The organism is Bacteroides finegoldii DSM 17565, assembly GCF_000156195.1.
Classification (GTDB): Bacteria; Bacteroidota; Bacteroidia; order Bacteroidales; family Bacteroidaceae; genus Bacteroides; species Bacteroides finegoldii.
Genome location: NZ_GG688327.1, coordinates 99,934 through 121,562 on the forward strand (window position 1 = coordinate 99,934; position 21,629 = coordinate 121,562).

General features: G+C 44.4%; 11 protein-coding genes and 2 pseudogenes. 9 read left to right on the top strand and 4 right to left on the bottom strand.

Translation table 11 applies throughout. The features are described 5' to 3' along the window. The first annotated feature begins 149 nt into the window (after positions 1-149). On the top strand, positions 150-2,222 hold the full coding sequence (locus BACFIN_RS06145; protein ID WP_007755684.1) for an HD family phosphohydrolase: 2,073 nt from the start codon (positions 150-152) through the stop codon (positions 2,220-2,222). On the opposite strand, the gene BACFIN_RS06140 is transcribed toward BACFIN_RS06145, so the two are convergent. The 4 genes from BACFIN_RS06140 to BACFIN_RS06125 all read right to left on the bottom strand — a co-directional run bounded on the left by BACFIN_RS06140 (position 2,197) and on the right by BACFIN_RS06125 (position 7,419). Continuing rightward, positions 2,197-2,667 carry a low molecular weight protein-tyrosine-phosphatase gene (locus tag BACFIN_RS06140; protein ID WP_032839803.1) on the bottom strand — a complete coding sequence of 157 codons (471 nt, stop codon included), beginning with the start codon at positions 2,665-2,667 and terminating at the stop codon, positions 2,197-2,199. The two genes, BACFIN_RS06145 and BACFIN_RS06140, sit on opposite strands and share 26 nt — an antisense overlap. A 5-nt stretch (positions 2,668-2,672) precedes the next feature. After that, the gene (priA, locus tag BACFIN_RS06135) at positions 2,673-5,129 is read right to left on the bottom strand and encodes a replication restart helicase PriA (RefSeq protein ID WP_007755688.1); all 2,457 of its coding nucleotides are present in this window, start codon (positions 5,127-5,129) and stop codon (positions 2,673-2,675) included. Positions 5,130-5,321: 192 nt separating this feature from the next. After that, positions 5,322-5,894 carry a porin family protein gene (locus BACFIN_RS06130; RefSeq protein ID WP_007755690.1) on the bottom strand — a complete coding sequence of 191 codons (573 nt, stop codon included), beginning with the start codon at positions 5,892-5,894 and terminating at the stop codon, positions 5,322-5,324. 154 nt (positions 5,895-6,048) lie between these two features. After that, a complete protein-coding gene (locus BACFIN_RS06125; RefSeq protein ID WP_007755692.1) occupies positions 6,049-7,419 on the bottom strand; it encodes an FAD-dependent oxidoreductase in 1,371 nt (456 codons plus the stop codon). A 202-nt stretch (positions 7,420-7,621) separates the two neighbouring features. Between BACFIN_RS06125 and BACFIN_RS06120 the strand changes: the two genes are divergently transcribed. The 8 genes and pseudogenes from BACFIN_RS06120 to BACFIN_RS23375 all read left to right on the top strand — a co-directional run. Further along, positions 7,622-10,426: a triple tyrosine motif-containing protein gene (locus tag BACFIN_RS06120; RefSeq protein WP_007755694.1), complete on the top strand. Its 2,805-nt coding sequence runs from the start codon at positions 7,622-7,624 to the stop codon at positions 10,424-10,426. 226 nt (positions 10,427-10,652) lie between these two features. Then, positions 10,653-13,688: a SusC/RagA family TonB-linked outer membrane protein gene (locus tag BACFIN_RS06115; RefSeq protein ID WP_007755696.1), complete on the top strand. Its 3,036-nt coding sequence runs from the start codon at positions 10,653-10,655 to the stop codon at positions 13,686-13,688. 18 nt (positions 13,689-13,706) lie between these two features. Next, positions 13,707-15,227, top strand: coding sequence for a RagB/SusD family nutrient uptake outer membrane protein (locus BACFIN_RS06110; protein WP_007755698.1), 1,521 nt, complete (start codon positions 13,707-13,709; stop codon positions 15,225-15,227). Between the two features lie 20 nt (positions 15,228-15,247). Continuing rightward, a complete protein-coding gene (locus BACFIN_RS06105) occupies positions 15,248-16,090 on the top strand; it encodes a LamG-like jellyroll fold domain-containing protein (RefSeq protein WP_007755699.1) in 843 nt (280 codons plus the stop codon). A 7-nt stretch (positions 16,091-16,097) separates the two neighbouring features. Next, entirely contained in the window at positions 16,098-17,768 is a 1,671-nt protein-coding gene (locus tag BACFIN_RS06100) for a glucoamylase family protein (RefSeq protein ID WP_007755702.1), read from the top strand. A gap of 25 nt (positions 17,769-17,793) precedes the next feature. Beyond that, positions 17,794-20,079: pseudogene (gene bglX / locus BACFIN_RS23365) on the top strand (beta-glucosidase BglX); the annotation flags it as partial. Between the two features lie 234 nt (positions 20,080-20,313). Beyond that, positions 20,314-21,342: a glucoamylase family protein gene (locus BACFIN_RS23370; protein ID WP_341459942.1), complete on the top strand. Its 1,029-nt coding sequence runs from the start codon at positions 20,314-20,316 to the stop codon at positions 21,340-21,342. A 140-nt stretch (positions 21,343-21,482) separates the two neighbouring features. After that, positions 21,483-21,629: pseudogene (locus BACFIN_RS23375) on the top strand (IS982 family transposase); the annotation flags it as partial.

Consider the following 21,629-nt stretch of genomic DNA (forward strand, 5'->3'; position numbering starts at 1 on the left):
GCAATGCTCCCGTAGGACTCGGAGCAAAACGAACTCTTACTTTTCTTTCTGCCATAATTTGGGTTAGTATAGGTAAATCGCGGCAAAATTAAACCTTTTTTTCCACACTATTGTTTTTTTTTGTACTTTTCGCAAAAATTTCAGTGGATATGGAACATTTGAAGAAAAAAAAGAGCTTTTCATGGAAAGATTTGTCATATAAATCGCTGCTATTCATAGGTACTGTGGCATTGATTGTCTATTTCCTGCCGCGCGATGGCAAGTTCAACTATCAGTTTGATATAAACAAGCCTTGGAAATACGGACAGTTAATCGCAACTTTCGATTTTCCTATTTATAAAGATGAAGCGATAGTGAAACGAGAACAAGACAGCCTGATGGCCCTCTTCCAACCCTATTATGAGCTCGACAAGAAAGTCGAAAAGGAGGCGATAGCCAAACTAAAAGAGAACTATCATACGAACCTGAAAGGGATTCTTCCTTCTACAGATTATTTACGCTACATCGAACGTACGCTGAAAGAGATTTATCAGGCGGGCATTGTATCTACCGAAGCTATACAGCAACTTTACAAAGATAGCACATCCGCCATCATGGTAATAGATGACAAGTTGGCCAATTCGCACCCCATCGAAGGTATTTACACGGTAAAGAAGGCATACGAGTATTTACTTACGGCAGACTCCGTTCACTTCAACAGGGAAATTCTACGGCAGTGTTCGTTGAATGAATATATCAGCCCGAACCTCACTTTTGACGAACAACGGACTCAGACAGCCAAAGAGGAGATACTGAACAACTATTCTTGGGCAAACGGTTTGGTTGTGAGTGGTCAGAAAATTATCGATCGGGGCGAGATCATCAGTCCGGAAACTTATAATATTTTGGAATCCCTGCGTAAAGAGTCCATCAAGCGAAACGAATCTATGGGACAAAGCCGTCTGATTCTTGGCGGACAAATTCTGTTTGTCGGCATGTTAATGCTTTGCTTTATGCTCTATCTTGATTTGTTCCGAAAAGATTATTATCAGCGAAAGGGCAGTCTGTCGCTACTCTTTACATTGATTGTATTTTATAGTATTGTTACGGCTTTTATGATGACACATAACCTATTCAATGTGTATATCATTCCGTATGCAATGCTACCTATTATTATCCGCGTGTTTCTTGATTCGAGAACTGCGTTTCTGACTCATGTCATCACAATATTAATCTGTTCCATATCACTACGCTTTCCACATGAATTCATTCTCACTCAGCTAGCTGCCGGTATGGTTGCGATATTCAGTTTGAGAGAACTGTCACAGAGATCACAGCTTTTCCGAACGGCATTATTAGTCATACTGACCTACGCCGCTGTTTATTTCTCTTTTGAACTGATGACAGAAAACGGACTTGCCAACGATTTCTCGAAGTTGAATATACGGATGTATACCTATTTCTTTATCAACGGAATTTTATTGCTGTTCGCCTATCCATTATTATTCTTATTGGAAAAAACGTTCGGATTTACTTCCAACGTTACTTTGGTAGAGCTTTCAAACATTAATAACGACTTACTGCGTCAAATGTCCGAGACTGTGCCCGGAACATTCCAACACTCCATGCAGGTAGCCAATCTAGCAGCGGAAGCAGCTATCCGTATCGGCGCCAAAAGTCAGTTGGTGCGTACCGGAGCTTTATATCATGATATCGGGAAAATGGAAAATCCGGCTTTCTTCACCGAAAATCAATCAGGAGGAGTCAATCCACATAAAAATCTAGGTTATGAACAAAGTGCGCAAGTAGTCATCAGTCACGTGACAGATGGATTGAAACTTGCCGACAAACATAATCTGCCTAAGGTTATTAAGGACTTTATCAGTACTCATCACGGACGGGGAAAAACAAAATATTTCTATATTTCCTGGAAGAACGAGCACCCGGACGAAGAACTGAATGAAGAACTGTTCACCTATCCCGGTCCGAATCCATTCACCAAAGAGCAAGCCATCTTGATGATGGCAGACGCTGTAGAAGCTGCATCACGCAGTCTTCCGGAATATACAGAAGAGACAATCAGCAACCTGGTCGACAAGATTATCGATTCCCAAGTCACTGAAGGTTACTTTAAAGAATGTCCTATCACTTTCAAGGATATAGCCACTGTGAAAGCCGTATTCAAAGAAAAACTAAAGATTGCTTATCACACCCGGATCAGTTATCCTGAGTTAAAGAAGTAAGCAGCCCCGCACAAGCGTCTTCAAGTATGTCAAGCACATATTCAAAGCCCTCAGCCCCTCCATAATAGGGGTCGGGGACATGATCTGCCGGGATACGAGTACAGTACTCCGTCATACGATGAATCTTCTTCCATTCTTCCGGGGAAGGAGATTTGTCTTTCAGATCATCTATGTTCCGGTCGTCCATACCGATTATCAGATCAAAATTATAAAAATCTTCCGTACGGACAGGACGCGAACGATGTACCAATTGATAACCGCGACGAGCCGCGTGAGCACGCATCCGACTATCCGGTAATTCACCCTGATGATAAGACAAGATTCCGGCAGAATCTATCACAAACTCTTTCTCCAGTCCTGCTTCTTTTATCAAATGAAGCATTACACCGTCAGCCGTAGAACTACGGCAAATATTTCCTAAACAGACAAATAATATTTTCTTCATTTTCATTACATTGGGTCTACATCATAATAAACTATCAAAGATTTATAGCGTTCGTCTTCGATCATTTCCCTCTGAATGCGTAGTAGAAGCTCCCGTGCACGTCCCATCGGAGCATTCTGCTCAATCTTGACGACAATCTTTTTGATAAACAACGTTTGGATACGGGCAACAGGAGGTTTATCCGGCCCCAACACCCGATTGCCAAATACCGCCCGCAGCTTATCCGCCATCACTACCGCCATCTGATCCAACAACGCTTCATTATGATTTTTCAGATAAACATATACCAACCGGTAATAAGGAGGATAATGGAACATCTGCCGTTCCGCCAACTGCCCGCCTACCATGTCTTCATAATCATTGGCAATGACCTGATGAATGATAGGATGCTCGATGCTCTTGGTTTGCAGCACCACCCTACCCCGCTTGTTCTTACGTCCGGCACGTCCCGCTACTTGCGCCATCAACTGGAAAGCCCGTTCATAGGAACGGAAATCCGGATAATTCAGCATCGTATCGGCATTCAGTATACCTACAATACTGACATGATCGAAATCCAATCCTTTGGAAACCATTTGCGTGCCGATCAATATATCCGTCTTTCCCTGTTCGAAATCTGCAATAATCTTTTCATAAGCAGAGCGGGTGCGTGTGGTATCCAAGTCCATTCGTGCCACTGCCGCTTCGGGAAAAAGGATTTTAATGTCATCTTCAATCTTTTCCGTACCAAAGCCACGGTTCACCAGTTCCGTACCTTCGCAGGCAGGACAGGATTTCGGCAGTTGGTAGGTATAACCGCAATAATGACAGGTTAGCTGATTGATTCCTTTATGATAGGTAAGGCTCACATCGCAATTCTTACACTTGGGCACCCAACCGCAGGTACGACACTCCACCATCGGAGCAAACCCGCGACGGTTCTGAAAGAGAATCACTTGCTCTTCCTGTTCCAAAGCCTCTTTCATGTATTGTATCAAGAGCGGAGAGAATTGTCCCACCATCCTCTTTTTGCGATGCAATTCCTTTATATCTACCGGAATAATCTCCGGCAATTGAATTTCTTTATATCGTTCTTTTAGTTGTACAAAACCATATTTCCCCTCCCCTGCATTCTGCCACGACTCGATGGAAGGAGTAGCTGTTCCCAACAGGGTTTTAGCTCCGTACATGGCAGCCAGCACAATCGCTGCGCTACGGGCATGATAGCGGGGAGCAGGATCTTGTTGCTTATACGTATTTTCGTGCTCTTCGTCCACAATCACCAGTCCCAGATTCCGGAAAGGAAGAAACACGGAAGAGCGAACACCCAGGATAATATCGTACCCGTTCTCTCCCAGTTGTTTCCGCCATATTTCAACCCGTTCGGCATCGGGGAATTTAGAATGGTAGATCCCCAGGCGAGCACCGAAGACCCGTTGCAGACGCTCTGTAATTTGAGTAGTCAAGGCAATCTCCGGCAACAAATATAAGACTTGTTTTCCCTGACGAATCATTTCTTCGATCAGATGAATATACACTTCCGTCTTCCCGCTGGACGTTACTCCATGAAGCAGACAGACATTTTTCTCCTGAAAAGACTGAACTATCTCATCATGTGCCCGTTGCTGAAACTCGTTCAAGGCGTTCAGTTCGACCACTTCTTTCTCCTGTTTATTCAACCGTCCGATTTCGTGATAGTAGATTTCGAAAATCTTCTTATCCACCAGCCCGTTCAGTACCGAAGGGGCCACATTAGCCCGTTGCAACAATTCTTTCTTAGAGACTTCTTTCGGAGTTCCGGTTCCTAAAATACCTGAATACTCTACATATTTCATGAGCAACGCCAGTTGCTTCGGAGCACGAGACAGAATATCAAACAAAATATGGAGTTGCTTTTCATCTACTGTACCCGCAAGCCGCACCCGTGCCTCTGTCTTAGGCTTATAAGTACGTTTCAATTCTTCCTTTACAAAAATGGCTTCTTTATCGAGCAGAGACTTGATGGCGGTAAGAATATTTTTTATGCCGCTGTCTTTCTCCAGTTTAGTGACGGACTGCTGCGCATCTACGGCAAGTAAATCCAAAATGCGTTGTTCCCGTTCCGGCAATGGCGCATCCGCCTCAAAATCGGGATTATATTCAACAATCGTTTCACTCTCCAATTTCAGACCGGAAGGAAGCGCCGCTTTATAAACATCTCCCTGTGTACAGAGATAGTAATCGGCTATCCATTCCCAAAATTTGAACTGAACGGGTAGTAAAATGGGAGAAGCATCCAGCAATGCAGATATATCTTTCACTTCGTACCCCGTTGGAGCACAATAATGAACGTTAAGGACGATAGCCGTATAAAACTTCTTTCGCCCGAAAGGAACTACCACACGGCAGCCTATCTTCACATCTTCCGCATATTCGTCCGGCAAAGAGTAAGTGAAACTCTTCGGAAGCGGAAGCGGTAAAATGACATCTACATATTTTTTCATTGCAGGTACAAAAATACAATAAAAAATGAGGAATGAAAAATGAAGAAAAAGAGAACACTCAAAAGAAAAACGTTTCTTAGGACAGGAATGGGCGAAAACTGTTTCGGGAGTGTAACAGATAGCCCCGAACAAAAAAAGAGTTCCCACTGAGCAGAAACTCTTTTTTATATACAATGAAAAATGACAGGCTGATTAAAAAATGTAGGCTACAGACACCTGCCAAGTCTTGGTTTTATAAGAGCCGCCAGTATCAATATCAGCAGTATCCCCCAATGGGATATTGTAATTAGCCCCTACCTGCAAATGATTCAGCAACTTCAAACCTGCTCCTACATTAATACCTACTTCAGCTTTCTTCTTATCGATCCCTGTTTTCTTTTCAAAATCGAAATAAAAATCAGGACCTGCTGCTAGATAAATACCTGCCAGGTTTCCCAACCCGATAGTATATTTCAGATTTACAGGAATATCAATGCCGTTCTGTTTAACGGTTATATCTCCATCTTCATCAGAGACCTTGATACCTCTTTGAGCGAAAAGCAAAGAAGCATCCACTCCCAATCCTACAATTGGAATAGTAAACTCGGCCATCGGCCCAATAAAGAAACCGGTGAAATTATCCTTTTTAAAATTATCACCTACATTAGAGAGACTTGCCTTTGACAAGTTCAAACCTCCTTTTACACCAAAGTGTATTTGCGCCTGGACAGGCATCACCATGCCGAAACATACGGCAATCATTAAAGCACCAAAAATCTTTTTCATAAATTCACGTGTTTATAATTCGGGAACAAAGATATACATCTTAAATTAAAGAAACACAAATTATCGTTTTTTTGTTCACTTGTAAACATCGGCAATCAAGGGTAATTTCTGTTTCACACTGAAAGGCCAGGGTTTCCAACACATGAAACTATCATTATGAAAATAAATCATTCAACGCTTCGCTCATACTGGGATGAGTAAAGATGAAGTCACGCAGAAAAGTATAATCCAGCCCTGCCTTCATGGCAATGGCAACCGTATTGATAACTTCACCGGAATCGGGTGCAAAAAGCATACAACCTAATATCTTTCCCGTGTTCTTATCAATGATAGCTTTCAGTAATCCGTCCATCTCCCCTAATGTTTTCGCTCTCGGTATAGCCATAGCGGGCAGCTTCTTCACAATAATATCCAAGTTCTGCTTGCAGGCTTCCTCTTCATTTAGCCCGATACGCGCCAATGGCGGATCGATAAAAACAGAGTAGCTAACAGGATTACGGTCATTTGTCTTTCGTTCCTTATCTCCGAATAAATCCTCACGGACAATCCGGTAATCATCCAATGAGATATAAGTGAACTGCAAACCACCTTTCACATCACCTACGGCACGTATATTGGGATTGGTTGTTTTCAAATATTCATCGACAATGATAGCACCACGCACATCTACTTCTACTCCAGCCGCTTCCAGATTAAGACCTCCCGTGTTAGGTCTGCGACCTGTCGCCAGCAATACGGCTTCGGCGTCAAGTTCGAATACCCCGTTAGTCTGCAAATCAGTGAAGGCGACGATTGCCTTGTCTTCCTCGTGCTTCACCGACTGCACCTTTGCATTCATCCGGAAAACAATGCCTTTTTTCTCCAATGTTTCTTTTACGCTTGCCGCAATATCGCGGTCTTCACGGGCAATCAGTTCGGGATAGCTTTCGAGCACAGTCACTTGCGAACCGAACGAAGCATACATGGACGCAAACTCCAGCCCGATATAACCGCCGCCGACAATGACCAGACGGCGGGGAAGGTTTGTCAGTTCCATGATTGAAGTACTGGTATAGACAAAAGGATTGTCCGTCACTCCGTCAATGGGTGGAATGACCGTTTCCGCTCCTGTATTGATAATGATTTGTTTGGATGTCAGCAGGATTTCTTCCGTAGCCGTGCGGACTGCGACCGTATCGGAAGAAACAAACGAGCCTGTACCTGTATAAACAGTCACATTGGGATTGTCCGCCAAGTTATGATAGTTCTTGTTTCGTAATGCACCGGTTACCGTTTCTTTCACGGCAATCGCCTGCCGGTAAAAATCACTTTTCTCCTCAAAGGCGGTCTCTTTCCTGCCCCAAGCTATTTTTGCCTGATGTACTAACGTCTTTGTCGGGATACATCCGATATTAATACATGTGCCACCATACATTTTTTCGGAACGTTCGATAATAGCTACCTTCTGTCCGCGTTTTGCAAACTCTGCAGCAAGGGTCTTCCCGCCTTTGCCGAAACCAATGATTATAACATCAAATACATTCATATTCCTATCTTTTTATAAGTTTAAAATCAGCTTTTTCAGTTTGTTTCATTTCATATTGCAAAGGTCGCTTCTTTCGAGGTAACGGACAATAACGATTTTGCCGAATAAGTTAGCAATTATTCCTATAACATCATAACATTAAAGCTATTAATAAAAAAAAGAATTTCTATCTTTGCATCAGCACTCAAAAAAACGTACTACTATGTTCTTTCTGCAAAAATCACTTTGTTTTATCATCTGCCTGCTCTGGTTCAGTTTAGGATTTGCCGGAATCAACAATCCGTTAATCATCAACTTCAGCAAAACACAATATGGCGCAGCCAACAAAAACTGGTCTATCAGTGAAGACGAGCATGGAATACTCTATTTTGGCAATGACATCGGACTGCTCGAATTTGACGGTATCGAATGGAAATTGAACAAGCTCCCCAAAGCAGAAGTAGTGCGTTCTGTATATGCTGTTTCAAACAACGAAATCTATACCGGCGGTTACGAAGAGTTCGGTAAATGGAGTCGGCAGCCCGACGGGGAACTGACTTATACCTCACTCAGCAAAGAACTGCCGACAGACAATTGGCAGAATGATGATATATGGAGAATCCTACCGCAAGGGGAATCCATCTATTTTCAATCATTCAGCGGCATCTTCCGCCACCACCTGCCGACAGGAAAAACAGAGAAAATAACCAAACAGGAGAATTTTCATTTCCTGATGCAAGTCGGCAGTGAGTTATGGATACAGGAAACACATAAGGGGCTGCTCCGTCTGCAAGAAGGTCGTTTCACCCTTATCCCACACAGCGAACTATTCCTGGGCAAAGAAGTGAAAGCCGTGCTTCCCTATGCGGAAAACCAACGGCTGATAGTCACTTCGAACAGCGGCTTATTCATATATGATGGAGATACGTTCAGATTACTGAGTGACGCACCGGAATGGATTAATTCAAACATCAATTGCGCTATTCAAAAGGAGAACGGTCACTATCTGCTCGGCACGATTCTCAACGGAGTATATATGATAGACAGACAAGGGAAGATTATCAAGCATATCAACTCTGACGCCTACATGCAAAACAATACGATCCTGTTTCTTCACGAAGATAAGTATCATAACACCTGGCTGGCACTCGACAACGGGATTACCTGCATCCAGATACTTCCCGAACTCAGTTGCTACACCGATCCTACGGGCAAGACCGGTGCCGTATATGCAGCCGCACTTTTTGCCGGCAAACTATTTATCGGTACCAACCAGGGACTCTTCTATATCAGCCAAAGCGATCTGAACAATATCAACGCATTGCCTGGCGACTTGCAAACAATAGAGAACATTAAAGAGCAAATCTGGGATTTAAAGATTATAGACGGAAAGTTATATTGCGGTTCCAACAGCGGGTTAAAAGTGATTGACGAACAACTGACAGTTACTACTCCCATCAATGCACAAGGGGGAGTGTTTACCATTCTTGCCAAAGAGCATTATCTACTGTTAGGCACATACGCATCCCTGAAAATCGTAGATACTCGCACACAACGAATCATTCTTGACGACATTCGCCAGCCTATCGTCAACATCCAGGTAGACCATCTCGACAATGTATGGTTGGAGCACATGAACAAAGGAGTTTACCGTTGCCAGCTTTCCGAGGACATGACAAAAATAAAAACTTCGGAATACTACGGCGAAGACCGGGAACTACCCTACAAGCTCCACCTTTTCAAAATCGGCGGAAGAGTTGTCATGCTGGGCGGAAATTCCTTTTACACTTATAATGACATAGGCGGCAAAGTAGAACTGTACGAACCGTTGAAACATTGCCTGAGCAACCTGACGGAAATAAAAAATGTATCCGACATAGACAAAAACCATTTTTATGTAATGGGAGATAATGTAATCTACCGCATTGCCCACGACGGTTCGCAAAACCATATAGAAGATAAAATAGACATCAACTATAACGGCATGTCCATGGTCAATCATTTCGAGCGGATTATCGCCCTCACGGATTCAACCAGCCTCATCTGTCTGGACAACGGCTTTCTGCTCTGCCCCAACAATCAGCAGCAAAATGTCATTTCGCTGTCCACTCCTTATATCAAATCCTTTTCCGCCTTGTCCAAAACGGGAGAAGCACTTCATAAGGAAAGTGAACATGAGGCTATCAAGATTCCATTTACCAATAATACGATAGAAATCAGATTCGCAACGGATGACGTACTGGCACACAATGTATCTTTCCAATATAAACTGGAAGGAATCAGCGAATGGTCGGAACCGGAAAGAATCAACAAAGTGACCTACGAACGTCTCCCAAAAGGAACCTATACCTTTTTATTACGTTCGATAGATAATCTGGGGAATTGCTCTCCCACACTGGAATATACGTTCACCATCCTTTCTCCGTGGTATCAGACTATCTGGGCAATACTGGGCTACTTCATCATCGCATTGCTCGTGTTGCGGATAGTCTGGATACTCATCCTGCGCCGTTACCGGAACCGGCATCTGATAAAAATCCGCCTTCGCGAAGCGAAAAGGCTAAGCCGGATGAACCAGCAACTGCAAAACCAAATCAAGGAGAAGGATGCCGAACTGCTTTCGCAGACTTCTTTCGTCATCCAGCGCAACGAGCTTATCACGCAGATGAAAGATGAAATAGAAGAGTTCTATCGCACACATAACAACAAAGCGCTCGCACCGCTCTTCCATAAAATCAATATGCTTTTCAACAACAACCTCGACACCGAGGAAGACTGGAAAATGTTTCTTATCAAGTTTGAAGAAAAACATACCGGATTTTTCAAACAATTAAAAACGCTTTATCCGCAACTGACTGCCAACGATTTGAAATTATGTGCCTGCCTGAAGTTGAATCTGGATTCAAAAGCTATCGCGGCCCTAATGAATATTTCCGTACGTGCAGTGGAAAACAGCCGTTACCGGTTGAGAAAGAAAATTAATATCCCGCCCAATGAGAATCTCAACGATTTCTTCTTGAAGTTATAAATTCGTTATATCACTCATTTAATGCACATTACAATTGAATGAGAGGTAATAATGAGGTCGCTTAAATGTTAAAAATCAAAGCGATGTATCCGTAGTGAGCCTGTTTTTAGCAAGTATAAATTCATACTTTCTACATTTGCCATTGTCAAAACGGACGAATCGGGAAGCGTACGAGCCCAACAAAGTTTTGACAGGATTTTAATGTTAAACTAAAACTAATAATAGAATGAAAGACCAACTTACCCATTCATTTTGTAAGGACATCTCTCTATTAAAGAAAGGACTTCTATTAGGATTTTTCTTATTGGCAGTCACCACTCTATCCGCACAGATACGGGAGATAAAAGGTATCGTCACATCAGAAACAAGCGAACCACTACCCGGAGTAGCCGTGCAAATAGATGCTTCCGGCACCGGAACCGTCACCAACATAGACGGTCAGTATAGCATCTCTGCCCGGAAAGGCGATAAAATTACTTTCTCCTTTATCGGAATGACGTCACAAACTATCGTAGTAGACAATCGTACTACTATCAATGTCGTCATGAAAGAAGAAGCTTTTGCATTGGAAGAAGCTGTCGTTATCGGCTATGGCAGCGCGAAGAAAAGAGACTTGACCGGTTCTATCGAAACAGTCAAAGCGGCTGATATAGCCACCAAGCCTGCCAGCAATCCGTTGGCTTCCATCCAGGGAAAAATTGCGGGTGTTCAAATCGTCAATACCGGCAGGGCGGGTCAAGACCCGGAAATCAGAATCCGCGGAACAAACTCTATCAACGGATATACTCCCTTATATGTAGTAGACGGACTTTTCACGGATAACATCAACTATCTGAATCCTGCTGACATCGAATCTATGGAGATTCTGAAAGACCCGTCTTCACTGGCTATCTTCGGTGTACGGGGTGCAAACGGCGTAATTATCATCACGACCAAACGCGCCAAAGAAGGACAGACTACCGTCAGCATCAACGCTTCGGTAGGTTTCAAACATATCGGCGACCGTGTGGAACTTACCAATGCCGCCCAATTCAAGGAATTATACAACGAACAACGTAATAACCAGGGATTAGACCCGTTCGACTATACCAACTGGGCAGCCGACACCGACTGGCAGGACGAAATCTTCCAAACGGGCTTCCTGACCAACAACAATATCAGCATCACCGGTTCTACGGATAAAAGCAAGTTTTACATGGGACTTGGCTACACCATGGAAGAAGGTTCTATCAAGAGCGAGAAACTGAACAAGCTGACTATCAATCTGCACAGTGAATACGAAATGACTAAGTTCCTGCGTTTCGGCTTCCAGATTAACGGTGTACGTATGCTTCCGCCGGACGCTAAAGGCGTGAGCGCAGCCATCAAGGCAGCCCCCATCGCACCGGTAGCCAATGAAGAAACCGGACTTCTGCAACTCTTGCCGGACTTCCAGCAGGCACAGGTATCGAACCCGATGATTGACGTGAAGTACAGAGGACAGCATAACAAGGCCATCAACTACCGCATGGCGGGAAATATCTACGGGGAAGTGGACTTACTGAAAAACCTGACTTTCCGTGCCACATTCGCTATGGACTACAGTTCCGACCAGTCACGCCTCTACTCTCCTATCATCTACTTGTACAATGCAGATAAAGGAGAAAAAGAAAATGTAGGCGAACGTGAAGGCATCACACAGAAAAAATTGACAAACATGGCTGCACAGTCCGACTATGTACTGACTTATACCGGAAAATTCGGCGGACACGGTATTACACTGACAGGTGGTATGACAACCAACTACAACGAATATTCCTCACTGGATGCCGGCAGAAGCCAGAAACTGGGCGACGGCATCAGCATTGGCGAGAATGACGACAAATGGTGGATTACCACTATCGGCGACCAGTCCACTGCTACAAACGGCGGTTCACAGTACAAACGCTTTACCATGTCTTACCTGATCAGGGCACTGTACAATTACCAAAGCCGCTACCTGTTCAACGCTTCTTATCGTCGCGACGGTTCATCCGTATTCAAGCGTACCGGAAACACATGGGATAATTTCTACTCTTTCGGCGCCGGATGGGTAATCTCGGAAGAGAATTTTATGAAGCACCAGTCTGTCATCGACTATCTGAAACTGAAAGGTTCATGGGGCGTGTTAGGCAGCCAGAATACAGGCGGCTATAACTATCCGGCTTATCCTACAATCGTCAACTCCGGCTCTGCCGTATTCGGTGACAACATCGTCGAAGGAAAAGGACTCGCTTACCTGGCGTCGCAGACATTAGGCTGGGAACGCAACTATTCATGGGAAGCCGGTTTCGAAATGAATCTTCTGAAACAACGCCTGCGCCTGTCTCCCGTTTATTATAACAAAACGACCAAGGATTTGCTGACTTCCGTTCCCGGTATTTCGGGCTCTACTCCCGGATTGGAAAATATCGGGGAAATCCAAAACAGAGGATGGGAACTGACCGCTTCCTGGAATGACCGCATCGGCGAGGACTGGAGTTATGGAGTCAGCGCCAACCTGACCACGATAGACAATAAGGTAAAATCACTGGTAAACAAGGATTATGCCATCGTATCCGGTCCATCAAGAGTATCCCAGGGGTATCCCATCGGTTACTTCTACGGCTACCAGGTGGAAGGTGTATATCAGAATAAGGCAGATATTCAGAGCTCTCCTAAAAATACATTGAGTACCGTAGCACCGGGTGACCTGAAGTTCAAGGACGTAGACGGGAATGGTGAGATTAATGACAAAGACCGTACTATGATTGGTAATCCGACCCCCGATTTCACCTATGGCCTGACTATCAGTGCCGGATACAAAGGATTCGATTTCAGTATGGACATGATGGGGGTATATGGTAATGAGATTTACCGTAACTGGGAGTCGGACGAATTTTCCCAAAACAACTATTCGCTCCGCCGCATGAACCGCTGGAACGGTGAGGGCACTTCCAACTGGGAACCTATCCTTGACCCATCGAGAAGTATCAACCGCCAGAATTCAAGTTACTTCATCGAAGACGGCAGTTTCTTCCGTATCCGTAATATCGAACTGGGATATACGTTTAACCCGGGCTTATTGAAAAAGATTTATCTGAAATCGCTCAGGTTATATGCCAACGTACAGAACTTGAAAACATGGTCGAAATGCAGCGGATACACTCCCGAAATCGGTGGTAGCGCTACTTCCTTCGGGGTAGACAACGGCACTTATCCGATGCCGACCGTTTATACCTTCGGTTTGAATCTTACTTTCTAATTTCATTTCTAAAGTTATATGACTATGAATAAAAAAAGAATTCTATATATAGTAGCTGCCTGCACTTTGTCATTCGCCCAAATGGGATGCAGCGATTTACTGGACCAGGCTCCGCAAGGAGAACTTATCGACACCGACCTCGTCGGTGGTACGTACGAGAGCGAAATATTCGGAATGTACGCTGCCATGCGCGACTATGCCCTGACATCGGGAACAACCGCACTTGCCATCCACAGCTTCCGTTCGGAAGACGCGGAAAAAGGCAGTACATCGACAGACGGAGCGGGTGCCGCCAAGATGTATGACGAGTTCAATTATGACGCAAGTGACGGTATGTTGCAAGGTTACTGGAGCGCCAACTACAGCCTTATCCACAAAGTGAATACACTGCTCGAATCAATGAAAGCGGGCAATCTGACGGATGGTAATCTCGTCAATAAGGCGGAAGCACTCTTCTTCCGGGCTTATTGCTACTTCAATCTGGTGCGTGCATTCGGTGAAGTTCCCTTGATTGACTTTAAGATTAACCAGTCATCGGATGCCAATATCCCCAAGTCGTCCGTCAACGATATATACGCACTGATAGACCGGGACTTGACAGAAGCGGAAAAGTATCTGCCCCGCACGTGGGAAAGCAAATACATCGGTCGCCTGACTTGGGGAGCCGCCCGTTCCCTGCACGCTCGGACGTATATGATGCGCAACGACTGGTCTAACCTCTGGACTGCCGCAACAGATGTCATCAACTCCGGAATATACAATCTGAATACGCCTTTCAACGATATATTCCGCGAATCTGGTGAGAATTGCAGTGAGTCTATTTTCGAACTGCAATGTACCGCCACCTCTTCTTTGCCCGAAAGTGAAGATATAGGTAGTAAATTCGCATTGGTGCAGGGCGTCAGAGGTTCCGGTGAATGGAATATGGGATGGGGTTGGAATACACCGACCGAGACATTGGCGAATGCCTTTGAAGCCGGTGATCCCCGCAAAGATGAAACGCTCCTGTATTTCATAAAGGTAGGAGAATCTCCTTCGTTAATTCCTGCCAATCAACCTTATAATGAGAAGCCGGTTGCCACAAATGATGTGATTGCCAAGTATTTCAATAAAAAGGCTTATACGAACCCTACTTATCGCGCTAAATATACCAAGTTCGGTTTCTGGTTCAATATCCGCCTTATCCGCTATGCTGATGTAGTGTTGATGGCAGCAGAAGCAGCCATCGAACAGAACAACACGAAGTCTGCCAAAGATTATCTGGAGATGGTACGCAGCCGTGCCAGAGGTAAGAATATCAATATCCTGCCCAAAATCACGACAGACGACCAGGTGAAACTGCGGAACGCTATCCGTCAAGAACGAAGAGCGGAACTCGCTATGGAATTCGACCGTTTCTACGACTTGGTACGCTGGGGAATTGCAGAAGATGTATTAGGCAGTTTCGGTTATCAAAAGAAGCATGCATTATTGCCGCTCCCGCAAGAAGAAATAGACAAGTCTAACGGCGTATTGAAACAAAATCCAGATTACCTATAATATATTAAACGACTATTGATATGAAAAAATATATATATTCATCCATCGCTTTGTTTCTCCTCGGATTCATGGTTCAGTCCTGTTTCCAGGATATGGACCACCCGGGTTTCGATTATCCGGAAGAACTGCCGGAAAAGCCTTATAACCCGATGAAGTTGGGATTGGCTTTCGAGGATAATTTAGAGGACAACAGTATCTATAACTTCGGCATTACCGCCAACGGCACTCCCCACTTTGCGGAAGGTATTAACGGTAAAGCGTATCAAGGTGCGACAGATACTTATATGGTAGTCGAAACTCCGGAAGCAATGAAAGACAGTATTGAGAATTTAGGTAGTTTCACTGTCTCTTTTTGGATGAAAGCTACCAAATGCAATAAAGCGACCGGTATCTTCGGGATATCCAATACCAAACAGTTCTGGGGTAATTTGGATATCTATCTTGAAAGTCATTCGGAAAACGATACGCAAGCCTTTTTCAAAGTTCATCTGCGCAACGGCAATGCCGAACGAACTGAAGAGTGCAGGATAGATGATGTGTTTATCAATGACTGGGTACATCTTTCTTTCAAATATGATGAGACAACTTCCAAACTGACTGTTTATAAAAATGCAGAAGAGATTCTTTCAAAAGCTCTTTCTGAAGGCGAAGCTCAAAATATAATTTCCGGAAAGCTCAAATTCAGCGATGTGGGGAAACTGGTTATCGGAACATTGCAGTTTCAAACAGTACCTAGTTTGACGGAAGGCGCTACTGCCCAAGATTGGGGCGCACACTACCTCGGCGCACTCGACCAGTTCCACTTTTACAACAAAGCTCTCAAAAGGAGCGAGATACGAAATCTATATGTAACTAAAGACTAAGTATGCCATGAAAAAATATTTATCATTCACTCATATTCTATTTATTATCATCGCATTACTAACCTCTTGCAGTGACGATAATGAAACAATAACCACCGATTTCCGATTAACAACTATCAGTATCGGTGAACAACAGAACTTATCGGCTTTTACGAATGTTGACCCGGAAAGTTCCATCGTACTTCAATTCTCGGATGCAGTAGATGAATCGACCGTCGCAAAGAATATCCGTTTCATCGAATTGGACGGTGAAGATGAGTTTGAACTAAAAGTTAATTATCAGATGGATGCTGATAATAAGAAACTGACCGTCACTCCGGTAAATGCACTCAGTAACTATTCGGATTATAAGTTTGTTGTGTATCCGGGAATAAAATCAGCAGTCGGCGAACCCATCTTTACAGGAAAAGTGTATAGTATAAAAACAGGAATGGAAGATTCCGACAAGTTTGACCGTATTGATGACGAAGAGTTGTTGACGCTGGTTCAGAGACAAACATTCAGTTATTTCTGGGATTTCGGACATCCTGATTGTGGTATGGCGCGTGAAAGAAGCACTTCAACAAATACAGTAGCAACCGGTGGAACAGGCTTTGGCGTTATGTCAATCATCGTGGCGGCAGAAAGAAACTTTATCAGCAGGGAAGCGGCATTGGAACGTATTCAGAAAATTGTAGACTTCTTGGGCAGATGCGAAAGTTATCATGGAGCTTATTCACACTGGATATATGGAGATAGCGGTTTCATACAACCGTTTAGTGATATTGACGACGGAGTGGACTTATTAGAGACATCTCTCCTTTTTCAGGGATTATTGACCGCCAGGGCTTATTTTAAGAACGGCAATGAAGCAGAACAGAAGCTCTGTGCAGACATTACCAAATTATGGGAAGCCATAGATTGGAACTGGTTCCGCAAAGAAAGCTCGGAAAATGTGCTCTACTGGCATTGGAGCCGCAATCATGGCTGGGAGATGGACTTGAAAATCAGCGGTTGGAACGAAGGTTTGATAGCCTATGTGCTCGCAGCTTCTTCACCGACAAAGGCTATTGATAAGGTTGTTTACGACGAAGGATGGGCGAACAACGGCGGAATGAAAAACGGAAAAGTTTATTATGACTATGTTTTGCCGCTGGGTACGGATAACGGCGGTCCTCTTTTCCTTTCCCAATATTCTTTCTTGGGAATTAACCCGAAAGGCCTGACGGACGCATATGCCAATTATGAGGAACAAACCCGGAACCATGCATTAATTAACTACAATTATTGTGTTGACAATCCGAGAGACTATGCCGGTTATGGCGAGAACTGTTGGGGATTGACCGCCAGTGACGGTGATAACGGATACAGTGCCCATTCTCCGAACAATGATAATGGTGTAATCGCCCCTACCGCCGCCTTGACTTCCTTCCCTTTCACACCGGAAGAATCAATGAAAGCCCTGCATTTCTTCTATTACAAACTAGGAGATAAGATTTGGGGGAAATATGGTTTCGTTGACGCATTCAATCTGGGCAAGCAATGGTTCGACAAAGAATTCATCGCTATCAATCAAGGTCCGGTTATCTGCATGATTGAAAACTACCGGAGCGGACTGTTATGGAACCTCTTCATGTCCGACCCGGATATTCAGAACGGAATGAAGAAGTTAGGATTTAGCAGCCCGGACTTAAAATAAACAATTCAATAGGTAAAAAACAGATATGAACAGAATCCTCACTATTCTAGTATGCTTGACCGCTACTTGCTGCATCCACGCACAGGGCGGAAAGAATGAAAAGATGGACCGATTTATCGACCAACTCATAAGCAAAATGACATTGGAAGAGAAAATCGGGCAACTGAATCTTCCCAGTGCCGGAGACATCACTACCGGTCAGGCAACCAGCAGCAACATCGCCGACAAAATCCGTAAGGGACAAGTCGGCGGCTTGTTCAACATCAAAGGAGTGACTAAAATACGCGACGTACAACGTATTGCCGTAGAAGAAAGCCGCTTAAAGATTCCATTGCTATTCGGCATGGACGTGATTCACGGATACGAGACTGTATTCCCCATTCCTTTAGGATTGGCAGCCACCTGGAATATGGAAGCTATCGAGCAGTCGGCACGCATAGCCGCCATTGAAGCAAGTGCGGACGGCATCTGCTGGACATTCAGCCCGATGGTGGACATCAGCCAGGATGCCCGTTGGGGACGTGTCTCCGAAGGGAATGGAGAAGACCCTTTCCTGGGTGGTGAAATAGCGAAAGCGATGGTACGGGGATATCAGGGAGACAACTCATACACCTCAAATAACCATATCATGGCTTGTGTGAAACATTATGCCCTGTATGGTGCCGGTTTCGCCGGAAGAGATTACAACACGGTAGATATGAGCCGCATCCGTATGTTCAACGAATATATGTATCCGTATAAGGCGGCGATAGAAGCCGGTGTGGGAAGTGTCATGGCATCTTTCAACGAAGTGGACGGCGTGCCTGCTACTGCCAACAAGTGGCTGATGACAGACATATTACGCAAGCAATGGAAATTTGACGGTTTTGTTGTGACGGACTATACCGGTATCAGCGAAATGGTGCCGCATGGTATCGGTGACTTGCCGACAGTATCGGCACGTGCCCTCAAAGCGGGAATTGACATGGACATGGTGAGCGAAGGATTTTTGACTACGTTATCCCAGTCACTGAAAGAGAATAAAGTCAATGTGGAAGAGATAGACCAAGCCTGCCGCCGGATACTGGAAGCTAAATACAAACTCGGTCTTTTTGATAACCCATATAAGTTTTGTGACCCCGACCGTCCGGCTAAAGAGATTTATACCCGTGAAAGCAGAGAGATTGCCCGCAAGATTGCCGCTGAAAGTTTTGTATTACTGAAGAACCAGCAGGAAGTACTTCCCTTAAAGAAATCCGGGAAAATCGCCGTTATCGGTCCGCTCGCCGATACCCGTTCCAATATGCCGGGTACCTGGAGCGTAGCCGTGGATTTGAACAAACCGATGACTCTGGTGGAAGGAATCCGGGAAGTAGCTGGGAAAGACGCACGCGTACTCTATGCAAAAGGCAGTAATCTGACTGCCGATCCTGAGTTGGAAAAAAGAGCTACGATGTTCGGCAGAGAATTGGGCAGAGACAACCGTACGGATAAGGAATTGCTGAATGAGGCATTGAAAGTGGCACGCCAATCAGATGTTATTGTGGCGGCTTTAGGCGAATCTTCCGAGATGAGCGGTGAATCGAGTAGCCGTACCGACCTCAATATACCCGATGTCCAAAAAGAACTATTGGCAGAACTGGCAAAGACAGGCAAGCCGGTGGTACTCGTTGTTTTCACCGGACGCCCGTTAACGCTGACTTGGGAAGAGAAACATATTCCGGCTATTCTGAATGTATGGTTTGGCGGTACGGAAGCGGCTCCGGCTATTGCTGACGTGTTATTCGGAGATGTAAATCCGAGCGGTAAACTGACTATGAGCTTTCCGCAAAATGTAGGACAGTCTCCTTTATTCTACAACCATAAGAATACAGGACGCCCCCTGGAAGAAGGAAAATGGTTTGAGAAATTCCGTAGTAACTATCTTGATGTAAGCAATGACCCTCTCTATCCTTTCGGCTTCGGACTCAGCTACACGCAGTTCGAATACAGTAATCTGCAACTGAGCCATTCACAGCTTCGGACAGATGGAGAATTGACAGCCACCGTTACACTTACAAACACAGGGAAACGAGACGGACAGGAAACCGTACAACTATATATCCGTGATGTAGTAGGAAGTGTCACGCGACCGGTGAAGGAACTGAAAGGATTCCAAAAAGTATTCCTGAAAGCCGGAGAATCAAAGAATATTTCTTTCAAAATCACACCGGAGCTTTTGAAGTTCTACAACTACGACCTCGATTATGTTTATGAGCCGGGAGAGTTCCAAGTCATGGTCGGCGGCAACAGCCGGGATACGAAGATGGCAACATTCACGCTACTGGAAGAGGAGAAAATCTCGGAAGAAGCATTGCTGGATAGCGTACAAAGACGCACTTTCGATTATTTCTGGAATGGAGCGGAACCGGTGAGCGGAATGGCAAGAGAACGGTTGAATGTGGATAGCAACTATCCACTGAACGACCGGCATATTATTACTTCAGGCGGCAGCGGCTTCGGCATTATGGCCATTATTGCCGGAATAGAACGGAATTACGTCACCCGTGCAGAAGGATTTGCACGAATGGAAAAAATAGTCTCTTTCTTAGAACGGGCCGACAAGTTTCACGGAGCTTTCCCGCATTGGTGGGATGGAGAGACAGGAAAAATAAAACCGTTCAGTCCTAAAGATGACGGTGGGGATTTGGTAGAGACAGCTTTCCTCGTACAAGGTCTACTAACAGCACACCAATACTATGCAAATGGCAACAAAGAAGAACGGGAACTTGCCGCACGCATGGATAAGCTGTGGAGAGACGTGGACTGGAACTGGTATAGGAATAAGGAGAATGTACTTTTCTGGCATTGGAGTCCGGAACATCAATGGGATATGAATTTCCGTGTACGTGGATTCAATGAATGTTTGATTATGTATATTTTGGCTGCCGCTTCACCTACACACGGAGTTCCGGCAAAGGTTTACCACGAAGGCTGGGCGGAAAACGGCGCAATCGTTAAGCCGCATACAGCCGAGAACCTGCCGATGAACCTAAGATATCAGACCGGCAACATCGGGCCTCTTTTCTGGGCTCATTATTCTTTTCTGGGACTTGACCCAAACGGGCTGAAAGACCAATATGCCAACTACTTCGATGAAATGAAGAACTATACGCTGGCTAATCGCGCTTATTGCATCCGCAATCCCAAGAATTACAAAGGATATGGTGAAAATTGTTGGGGACTGACCGCCAGCTACTCTGTCAAAGGGTATGCCGCACATGCTCCCAATGAGAAAGAAGACCACGGAGTCATTAGTCCGACCGCCGCTCTTTCTTCCATTGTTTACACACCGGAAGAATCTATAGACGTAATGAAGTACCTGTATCAGAAGAAGGACAAAACATGGGGTGACTACGGTTTCTACGATGCCTTCAGTGAAACGGAGAATTGGTATCCGCAACAGTATCTTGCCATCGATCAGGGACCTATTGCCATAATGATTGAAAACTATCGTTCACAACTGCTTTGGAACTTGTTCATGCAGCATCCTGACATACAAAAAGGATTGCGCAAATTAGGATTCACCAGTCCACATCTTGATAAAAAGAAATAAATAAAATTGATTCTATTTCCACTTGCTAAAATCACATGAGTTCGATATAAGAATAAATATATTTCACTTATAATTAGAAACATAGCGATAAAAGTATTAAATTTATAGTGCTGAATTATAACATTTAAACGATTACCACTATGTTTCCAAAGTCTAAAGTTACAGAGATTTATTGTATGGCCGATGATTTTTACAAGGAATTTACATTTCAACAGGAAAAATATATAATTAAGGATAAGAGGCCCAAGCATCGTAACAAACCCAACCGTATGAGTGATGCAGAGATT

Bases quoted from the DNA above. Each gene is read 5' to 3' on its own strand.
- BACFIN_RS06120 (WP_007755694.1), top strand. From the start codon at position 7,622: ATGTTCTTTCTGCAAAAATCACTTTGTTTTATCATCTGCCTGCTCTGG.
- BACFIN_RS06105 (WP_007755699.1), top strand. From the start codon at position 15,248: ATGAAAAAATATATATATTCATCCATCGCTTTGTTTCTCCTCGGATTC.
- BACFIN_RS06145 (WP_007755684.1), top strand. From the start codon at position 150: ATGGAACATTTGAAGAAAAAAAAGAGCTTTTCATGGAAAGATTTGTCA.
- BACFIN_RS06100 (WP_007755702.1), top strand. From the start codon at position 16,098: ATGAAAAAATATTTATCATTCACTCATATTCTATTTATTATCATCGCA.
- priA (WP_007755688.1), bottom strand. From the start codon at position 5,129: ATGAAAAAATATGTAGATGTCATTTTACCGCTTCCGCTTCCGAAGAGT.
- BACFIN_RS23370 (WP_341459942.1), top strand. From the start codon at position 20,314: ATGGAAAAAATAGTCTCTTTCTTAGAACGGGCCGACAAGTTTCACGGA.
- BACFIN_RS06125 (WP_007755692.1), bottom strand. From the start codon at position 7,419: ATGAATGTATTTGATGTTATAATCATTGGTTTCGGCAAAGGCGGGAAG.
- BACFIN_RS06115 (WP_007755696.1), top strand. From the start codon at position 10,653: ATGAAAGACCAACTTACCCATTCATTTTGTAAGGACATCTCTCTATTA.
- BACFIN_RS06140 (WP_032839803.1), bottom strand. From the start codon at position 2,667: ATGAAGAAAATATTATTTGTCTGTTTAGGAAATATTTGCCGTAGTTCT.
- BACFIN_RS06130 (WP_007755690.1), bottom strand. From the start codon at position 5,894: ATGAAAAAGATTTTTGGTGCTTTAATGATTGCCGTATGTTTCGGCATG.
- BACFIN_RS06110 (WP_007755698.1), top strand. From the start codon at position 13,707: ATGACTATGAATAAAAAAAGAATTCTATATATAGTAGCTGCCTGCACT.